The following is an 8863-nucleotide window of genomic DNA, read 5'->3' on the forward strand; positions in this document are numbered from 1 at the left end:
TGTTCAGCCGATGCGCTGGGAGCCGCGGGCTTCGACATAATCCTTGCGCGCCTGGTTGACTTCTTCGCGCGGGCTGACCTCCGGCACCGCGACATCCCACCAATGGCCGCCGGCCTCAGTGGTGATCAAGGGATCGGTGTCGATGACGAAGACGGATGTACGATCGTTCTTCCTAGAATCGACGATCGCCTGCTCGAGTTCGGCGATGGAACTAACCTTGACAGCGATGGCGCCCATACTTTCGGCATGCGCGCGAAAATCGATCTCAGGCATCACCTCGTGATGGGAGTCCTTGAGCAGATTGTTGAAGTTGGCGCCGCCGGTTCCCATCTGCAACCGGTTGATGCAGCCATAGCCGCGATTGTCGAGCACGACGATGTTGAGTTTGACCCCAACCATGACCGAGGTCGCAATCTCGGAATTCATCATCATGTAGGAACCGTCGCCGACCATGACGACGACATCCCGTTCGGGGCGCGCCATCTTGGCGCCGAGCCCGCCGGCGATCTCGTAACCCATGCAGGAGAAGCCGTACTCCATATGATAGCTGCCCGGCGCCGTCGCCGGCCAGAGCTTGTGCAGTTCCCCGGGCAGACCGCCCGCGGCGCAGAGCACCGTCGTGTACTCGCCGCCGAGCGTGCGCGCTACCGCGCCGATCACCTGCGCATCGGAAGGCAGGATGGTGTTCGTCGCCGCCATCGCCTTGGTGGCAGCCTCCATCCAGACCTTCTTTTCCGCCGTTGCCTTCTCGGTAAGTGCAGCCGGCGCCTTCCAGCCGGAAAGGCCTGCCGAAAGCGCCTTCAGCCCTTCGCGCGCATCGGCCACCACAGGGTGGCTGTCGTGCTTCACCGCGTCATAGGCGGCGATGTTGAGGCCGACCATCTTCAGGCTGTCATTCTTGAAGAGCGCCCAGGAACCGGTCGTGAAATCCTGGCAGCGCGTGCCGACGGCGATGACGAGATCTGTCTCTTCGGCGATTGCGTTCGCCGCCGAGGTGCCGGTGACGCCGACCGAGCCGAGTGCCAGCGGATGGGTCTCGTTGATCGACGACTTGCCGGCCTGAGTGACAACGACGGGGATGGCGTGAGCTTCGGCAAAGGCGGCGAGTTCCTTCGTCGCCTGCGAATAGAGCACGCCGCCGCCGGCAACGATCACCGGCTTCTCAGATGCCTTGATCAGCGCGATGGCATTCGCCAGTTCGTCCGCATCCGGCTGCGGCCTGCGGGTCGTCCAGACCTTTTCCTGAAACAGGCTTTCCGGATAATCGAAGGCCTCGGCCTGAACATCCTGGCAGAGCGACAATGTCACCGGCCCGCAATCGAGCGGATCGGTCAGCACCTGCATGGCGCGCTTCAGCGCCGTGATGATCTGCTCCGGCCGGGTGATCCGATCGAAGTAGCGCGAAACCGGGCGGAATGCATCATTGGCTGATACGGTGCCGTCGCCGAAATCCTCGATCTGCTGCAGCACCGGATCCGGCGCGCGGTTGGCGAAGACGTCGCCGGGCAGGAAGAGAACGGGAATGCGGTTGACATGCGCGACACCCGCGGCCGTCACCATGTTCAGTGCGCCGGGGCCGATCGATGTCGTGCAGGCCATGAAGCGCGTGCGGAAGTTTGCCTTGGCATAGGCGATCGCGGCATGCGCCATGCCCTGCTCGTTGTGGGCGCGGTAGGTCGTCAATTCCCCGCGCACCTGATAAAGCGCCTCGCCGATGCCGGCGACGTTGCCGTGGCCGAAGATCGCCCAGACGCCGCCGAAGATCGGCACCTTTTTGCCGTCGACAACAGTCATCTGTACTTTCAGGAAATGCGCGACGGCCTGCGCCATCGTCAACCGTATCGTCTTGCCCATCGGGGCCTCCCGCAATCTTCGTTCTAGTTGGTTTCCCCTCCCCAACCTCTCCCCAAAAAGGGGAGGAGCTAACTCGTTGGGCTCGCCGCATTTCACCGCAACCTTGCGTCCGCACCAGAGCTCGTTTGTGGTGTGAAGCGATGCCTCAACTTAAGCCCCTCCACCTTGTGGGGAGGGGCTGGGGAGGGGTCTAATTCTCAGTGAAGCCCACGCGTCTTAAGCCAGGCCTCTGTCAATTGCCGGAAGCGGCCGGCCATGTCGGCGATTGCCGCCTCGTCGCTTATCTCGCCGGAGAGCCAGGCGCGCGCCGGATCGGCAAAGATTGTCCGGCCGACGGCGAAGCCCTTCACCGAGGGAGCCGCCAGCGTTGCCTCGAAACAGGAGATCAGTTCCTCTGCGGGCGCTTCGAGCCCGAGAAGCACGATACCACGGCACCATGGATCATTTTTGGCAATCACGGCATCGATCTTCTTCCAGGCTTCGCCGGAAGCCTGTGGCTCCAGCTTCCACCAGTCAGGCTTGATGCCGAGCGCGTAGAGTTCCTCCAGCGCGGTGGCGATCGTATCGTCGGTGAGCGACCCGTTCTTGCCGGCGATGATTTCCACCAGAAGTTCGCGTCCGACCTTGCGTGCGGCCTCGAACAGCGTGCGCAGCTTCTCCTGCTGCTCCGTCTTCAGGTCGGCGGGATCATCGGGATGATAGAAGCACAGGCACTTGATGCAATGGCCGAGCGGCCATTCGACAAGCTGCGAGCCGATATCCTGGCTGAATTCGAAGCGCAGCGGCTTCGAGCCCGGCAGTTCGACAGGCCGGCCGATCCAGGAGAAATTCTTCGTCGCCGCATCGAAGAAGGCGTCGCGGCCGAATCGCTCGTCGATCAGCATGCCGTAGCCGTCGCGGCCGTTCGAAACGCGTGCTGCCGCCTCGACCGCCAGTCGCTTGAAGGCGACGATCTTCTTGTGGTCGACGCCGAGCTCGTCGGCGACGCTGACGAGCTGCGAGCGGTGGTCGATCGCCAGCGCCATCAGAAGCGGGATTTCGCCGCGGCGGGTGGATGCCCAGTGAATATGATTGATCGCCTCGTCCTTGCGCAGCACCCGATGTTTGCTGCCGGTCTTCAGGAAGAAGTCGAGTTCCGCCCAGGTCGGATATTCCGGCGAGCAGAGCAGGCGAGAGACCGCGAAGGCCCCGCAGGCATTGGCCCAGGTGGCGCAGGTCTGCAGCGGCTCGTCGCGCAGGAAGCCGCGCAGGAACCCGGACATGAAGGCGTCGCCGGCGCCGAGCACGTTGAAGACTTCGATGGGGAAGCCCTGGCCGACGATACCGGCTTCGAGATCGTCGGCGATCGGCCCGTCATAGACGATGCAGCCCATTGCGCCGCGCTTGAGCACGATCGTCGCCGGCGTCAGGCGGCGGATCTCCTTCAGCGCGCCGAGCACGTCATCTGCGCCTGATGCGATGAGGATTTCCTCTTCAGTGCCGACAATGAGATCGCAATCGGGCAGCGTTTCCTTCATCTTCGAGGAGACGCGGTCGGATTTCACATAGCGTTCGAAGCCTTCCGCATGGCCGGCAAGGCCCCAGAGGTTCGGCCGGTAGTCGATGTCGAAGATTACCTTCCGGCCGTTCTCCTTAGCGATGCGGATTGCCTTGCGCTGCGCGGCTTCGGTGTTGGGCCGCGAAAAATGCGTGCCGGAAACGAGAACGGCGCGCGACGATATGATGAAGTTTTCGTCGATATCGCCTTCCTCGAGAGCCATGTCGGCGCAGTCGGAGCGATAAAAGATCATCGGCGACACGCCCTCGGCCTCGACCGCCAGCAGCACCAGCGCCGTCAGCCGTTCCTTGTCGGTGACGATGCCATCGGTCGCCACGCCCTCGCGCGCCGCCTGCTCGCGGATGAAGCGTCCCATCTGCTCGTCGCCAACGCGGGTGATGAGCCCGGACTTGAGGCCGAGCCGCGCCGTGCCGATGGCGATATTGGACGGGCAGCCGCCTACGGATTTGGCGAAGGAGGCGATATCCTCCAGTCGCGAACCGATCTGCTGCCCGTAAAGATCGACCGAGGAACGGCCGATGGTGATTACATCAAGCGCCGGCTCCGGCTGTGAACCCGGATTGGTTTGTACCATGATGTCCTCCCGCTAGATTTTGCGCGGCTTCCAATGCCTGCGAATGTCAATAATGAAACATTGGTTCCGATATTTTGTCAATTCGGAATGTTTATTCCATTTTCTCTTTTCCAGCTTTGTGATGTTGACGCTTGCGACGCCGCTCGGCGATCGCAACCGGCAGCGCCATGGTGAGCGCCATCGAGGCTGAAAGCGAGCGGAAGCCAGCGAAATCCGCTTCCGCCACCTCGAACCAATGTGTGGCGCAGGCGGCAAGTGGCGAGAAGGCCGAATCGGTGATTGCAATGACCGGGACGCCGCGATCGGCAAGCTCCTGGCTCTGGCTGAGGCTGTCGGCCGCATAGGGCGAGAAGCTCGCAGCGATCGCCGCATCCCTCGGCGATGCGAACTGCACCATTTCAGGATCGACTCCGTTCGGCGAAGCGACGATCTGGTGGCGGATGTTGAGCTTGGAAAATGCATAGGTCATATGCGCTGTCAGCGGATAGGAGCGCCGCTTGGCGATAAGATAGATGGTTTCGGCGGCGGCCAGGATATCCACCGCCTTCGTGAACGTGTCGCTTTGAACGGTCGCGGCCAGCCGGTTGACCGACTGGCTCGCCGCGGCGATGAATCCGGAAAGCAGGTTGGCGTCATCATCGTCGCCGTTCGACTGCTCCAGCGTGACAAGCCGCTCTTCATAGCTCAGCGTCCGGTCGCGCAGCCTTTCTCGGAAGATGCTCTGCAGATCGGAAAAGCCTTCGTAACCCAGATGATGCGCCAGGCGTACCAGCGTCGACGGCTGGACCTCGGAGGCGGCCGCGATACTCGCCGTCGTGCCGAAGGCAATTTCATCGGGATTGCCGAGCGCGAACGCGGCGACTTGCGCCAGCCGCTTCGGCATGTTCGCCTTGCGCTCGATGATGGTGCTGCGCAGGCTTTCGAAATCGCGCGGCACGCGCGCGTGCCTTTGGGGATCATTATCCATGCTTGCGGCTCACGGGATGAAACAAACATTCCATATCGCCGAGCATAGACGATTTCGAACGGCGCGCCTAATTGTTTTTAATCGCCTGTAATTGAAGGGTTTTGTACAATCGCACCGGGCGAATGAAGGCCGTATGCCTGCCAACAGTCTCTTGTCAAAATGATCCAAATATTCCAAAAATCCGCGCGCACTTCTGGAGGAGACGGAAATGAAACCACTTGGCATCGGTTTGATCGGCACGGGTTATATGGGAAAATGCCATGCGCTGGCGTGGAATGCGGTGAAGACCGTGTTCGGCGATGTCGAGCGTCCGCGGCTCGTGCACCTAGCTGAAGCCAATGCCGCGCTTGCCGAGGCTCGTGCCGGCGAGTTCGGCTTCGAGAAGGCAACGGCCGACTGGCGGGCGCTGATCGCCGACCCCGAGGTCGACGTCGTTTCCGTCACCACGCCCAATCAGTTCCATGCCGAGATGGCGATTGCAGCCCTGGATGCCGGCAAGCATGTCTGGTGTGAGAAGCCGATGGCGCCCGCCTATGCCGATGCCGAGCGCATGCTGGCGACGGCGGAGCGTTCCGGCAAGGTCGCCGTTCTCGGCTATAATTACATTCAAAATCCCGTCATGAGGCAGATCAGGAAGCTTGTCGGCGACGGTGCCATCGGTACGGTCAATCATGTCCGAGTCGAAATGGACGAGGATTTCATGGCCGATCCCGACGTCTTCTTTTATTGGAAGAGCGAGCTTTCCGCCGGCTATGGTGCGCTTGACGATTTCGCCGTGCACCCGCTGTCGTTGCTCTGGTATCTTTTCGGGCATGTCGAGGCCGTCATAACAGACATGGTGAAGCCCTACGCCGACCGTCCGCTCAACCAGGGTGGCCGCCGTGCCGTCGAAAATCACGATGTCGCCAACGTGCTGATGCGGCTCGGCGGCGGCATCTCCGCGGTGTTGATGGCGAATCGCGCCGCCTGGGGTCGCAAGGGGCGGATCGCCCTGCAGATTTACGGCTCGAAAGGCTCGATCCTCTACGACCAGGAGCGCATGAACGAGTTCGAACTCTATGAGGCAGAAGGGCCCGGTTCGGAGCAGGGCTTCCGCAAGATACTGGCGGCGCCTGCCCATCGGCCCTATGATCGCTTCATCCCGGCTCCTGGCCATGGCCTCGGCTTCAACGATCTGAAGATCATCGAGTGCCGCGAGCTGATCCGGGCCATATCGGGCGAGCCGTCGTCGATCGTGACATTTAAAGACGGTCTCAGGATAGAAAAGTCGGTGCATGCCATGGCACAGTCCTTCCACGAGCGTCGCTGGATCGAAATCGGCTGAATGTAAGAAGCCGCTTTCCGTTGACGGCGCATGGGGCAGGGGATAGGCCTTGGCGTAAGTGTCGAGCCTAGTTTCAGGAGTGAGATCGTGACGGATAGAGTGGTGATCATCGGCGCGGGACAGGCGGGTTTCGCCTTGGCGGCCAAACTTCGTGCTTTGAAGGATACGCGCCCGATCACCCTCATCGGCGCTGAGGATGTAGCCCCCTATCAGCGCCCGCCGCTTTCGAAGAAATATCTGCTCGGCGAAATGAGCTTCGACCGCCTGCTGTTCCGCCCGGAACACTGGTATGCCGACAACGACGTCGATCTTCGCCTTTCGACCTGGGCCGAGCAGATCGAGCGGGACAGCAAGCGAGTTCTGCTGCAGGACGGCTCCGTTCTCGACTACGGCACGCTGGTGCTCGCCACCGGCTCGACGCCGCGCCGGCTGCCGGCGGCAATCGGCGGCGATCTCGAAGGCGTTTATGTCGCCCGCGACAAGCGCGATGCCGATCTGCTGGCCGATGAAATGCGCCCCGGCCGGCGCGTCCTCATCATCGGCGGCGGTTACATCGGCCTCGAGGCTGCGGCAGTAGCCCGCCATCGCGGCCTCGAGGTCACGGTCATCGAAATGGCCGATCGCATCCTGCAGCGTGTCGCGGCGAAGGAAACGGCCGACCTCATGCGCGCCATTCACGAGAGCCACGACGTGGTGATCCGCGAGAAGACCGGCCTGAAACATTTGATCGGCAAGGATGGCCGGGTTTCCGGCGCCGCCCTTTCCGACGACTCGGTCATCGACGTCGATTTCGTCGTCGTCGGAATCGGCGTCGTGCCCAACGACCAGCTTGCCAAGGAATCCGGCCTCGAAGTCGCCAACGGCATCATCGTCGATGAATTCGCCCGCACCTCCGATCCGGCGATTTTTGCGGCCGGCGATTGCGCAGCACTTCCATGGCAGGGTGGGCGCATCAGGCTCGAATCGGTGCAGAACGCTGTCGACCAGGCTGAAGCTGCGGCAGCTATCATCGCCGGCGGCGACGAGCCTTATGAGCCGAAGCCTTGGTTCTGGTCCGACCAGTACGACGTCAAACTCCAGATCGCCGGTTTCAATCTCGGTTATGACGACACGCTTTTGCGTCCGGGCGCCCGCGAAGGGGCTCATTCGGTCTGGTACTTCAGGGAAGGCCGGCTGATCGCGGTCGATGCGATCAATGACGCAAAGGCTTATGTGACCGGCAAGAAGCTGCTGGAATCTGGCACCAATCCCGATCGAGCGATCCTCGCCGACCCCTCGGCCGATCTCAAGAGCCTCTTGAGCTGAGTCCGCAAGCGCGCGCCGCCAGGCGCGTGAGGTTGAAGGACGATCGGCCGAGCTTTCCAGGGAAGGGCGCAGACGAGCGATTGTTCTCGTCTGTCCGTCAAAAGCCGAAACGCCGGCCCCTGCATTTCTTCTGGTGAAAACTGAAAAAACCCTTGCATTCAAAGACCGCTCACCCTAGTTAGGCCGCACCGGAGAGGTGGCCGAGTGGTCGAAGGCGCTCCCCTGCTAAGGGAGTATACGTCAAAAGCGTATCGTGGGTTCGAATCCCATCTTCTCCGCCACTTTGATTTCCACCGCGTCTCTGGTCTGAACTTCCGTCGGCGAATCACGGCCGCTTAATCGGCTATCCCTGCCAGTCGCGGCAAGGGAGAATCGCTTCGAAGAGAGAGAATCGCTGGCGGGAATCACGTCCCGCGCTTCCGCCCTCAGGCGGCAGCGAGAGCGGATCGGTGAACGTCCGGTTACGCTTTCGGAACTGCCATCTCTTCCGCAATAGCCCGAACTTGTCAAAAACGTGTCGCAAATGCGTCGGAGGACGCATGTCTAGCTCTTTGTCGACTTCGGCTAAGCGGCGGCAAAGTCAGGCTTTTCTTAACAAAGCATAAAGGAAATCGGGGCCGGTTGCCCGACTTGTGTCCTTTGGGCAACAGAATGTCGGGAAGGCTCCCGCAAACCACCCATTCGAGTAAGTTGGTGATTGCGTGACGGCCGCCGTCTTGTATTTTCACCCTCGGAAGCAAGGGCGACGGATCGTCCACTTCTTAAAACACGGGGATGGGGCAGGGAACGCTGCTCAGCGAAAGATCCCAAACCCGATCGAAACTTTGAATTGGAGGTCATTTATGAACATCAAGAGCCTTCTTCTCGGCTCCGCTGCTGCTCTCGCAGTAGTTTCCGGTGCTCAGGCTGCTGACGCTATTGTTGCTGCTGAGCCGGAACCGGTTGAATATGTTCGCGTCTGCGACGCTTACGGCACCGGCTATTTCTACATCCCGGGCACCGAAACCTGCCTCAAGATCGAAGGCTACATCCGTTTCCAGGTTAACGTTGGCGAAGACGTCGGCGGCGACTCTGACTGGGATGCAGTCACCCGCGGTCAGGTTCAGTTCACCGCCAAGAGCGACACCGAATATGGTCCGCTGACCGGCGTCATCGTCATGCAGTTCAATGCTGACAATGCCACCGACCAGGAAGCCAAGCTCGACTCCGCTTACCTCGACGTCGCGGGCTTCCGCGCCGGTCTGTTCTACAGCTGGTGGGACGATGGTCTCTCGGGTGAAA

General features: G+C 61.2%; 6 protein-coding genes and 1 tRNA gene. 4 read left to right on the top strand and 3 right to left on the bottom strand.

The window, feature by feature from the left end:
* Positions 1-3: 3 nt before the first annotated feature.
* From iolD to PH551_RS11890, 3 genes are all read right to left on the bottom strand, one after another.
* Entirely contained in the window at positions 4-1854 is a 1851-nt protein-coding gene (gene iolD, locus PH551_RS11880) for a 3D-(3,5/4)-trihydroxycyclohexane-1,2-dione acylhydrolase (decyclizing) (RefSeq protein ID WP_285193129.1), read from the bottom strand.
* Between the two features lie 197 nt (positions 1855-2051).
* A complete protein-coding gene (locus PH551_RS11885; protein ID WP_285193130.1) occupies positions 2052-3986 on the bottom strand; it encodes a bifunctional 5-dehydro-2-deoxygluconokinase/5-dehydro-2-deoxyphosphogluconate aldolase in 1935 nt (644 codons plus the stop codon).
* Between the two features lie 91 nt (positions 3987-4077).
* Positions 4078-4953: a MurR/RpiR family transcriptional regulator gene (locus tag PH551_RS11890; protein ID WP_085777555.1), complete on the bottom strand. Its 876-nt coding sequence runs from the start codon at positions 4951-4953 to the stop codon at positions 4078-4080.
* 208 nt (positions 4954-5161) lie between these two features.
* Between PH551_RS11890 and PH551_RS11895 the strand changes: the two genes are divergently transcribed.
* The 4 genes from PH551_RS11895 to PH551_RS11910 form a co-directional block, all read left to right on the top strand.
* Positions 5162-6277, top strand: coding sequence for a Gfo/Idh/MocA family protein (locus PH551_RS11895; RefSeq protein WP_285193131.1), 1116 nt, complete (start codon positions 5162-5164; stop codon positions 6275-6277).
* A gap of 87 nt (positions 6278-6364) precedes the next feature.
* Positions 6365-7582 carry an NAD(P)/FAD-dependent oxidoreductase gene (locus tag PH551_RS11900; protein ID WP_285193132.1) on the top strand — a complete coding sequence of 406 codons (1218 nt, stop codon included), beginning with the start codon at positions 6365-6367 and terminating at the stop codon, positions 7580-7582.
* A 190-nt stretch (positions 7583-7772) separates the two neighbouring features.
* Positions 7773-7863, top strand: a tRNA-Ser gene (locus PH551_RS11905).
* A gap of 561 nt (positions 7864-8424) precedes the next feature.
* Positions 8425-8863 (top strand): porin (locus PH551_RS11910; protein ID WP_285193133.1); only part of this gene is annotated, 439 nt, incomplete at its 3' end.

The organism is Rhizobium atlanticum (assembly GCF_030182485.1).
Classification (GTDB): Bacteria; Pseudomonadota; Alphaproteobacteria; order Rhizobiales; family Rhizobiaceae; genus Rhizobium.

Bases quoted from the DNA above. Each gene is read 5' to 3' on its own strand.
- iolD (WP_285193129.1), bottom strand. From the start codon at position 1,854: ATGGGCAAGACGATACGGTTGACGATGGCGCAGGCCGTCGCGCATTTC.
- PH551_RS11885 (WP_285193130.1), bottom strand. From the start codon at position 3,986: ATGGTACAAACCAATCCGGGTTCACAGCCGGAGCCGGCGCTTGATGTA.
- PH551_RS11895 (WP_285193131.1), top strand. From the start codon at position 5,162: ATGAAACCACTTGGCATCGGTTTGATCGGCACGGGTTATATGGGAAAA.
- PH551_RS11890 (WP_085777555.1), bottom strand. From the start codon at position 4,953: ATGGATAATGATCCCCAAAGGCACGCGCGCGTGCCGCGCGATTTCGAA.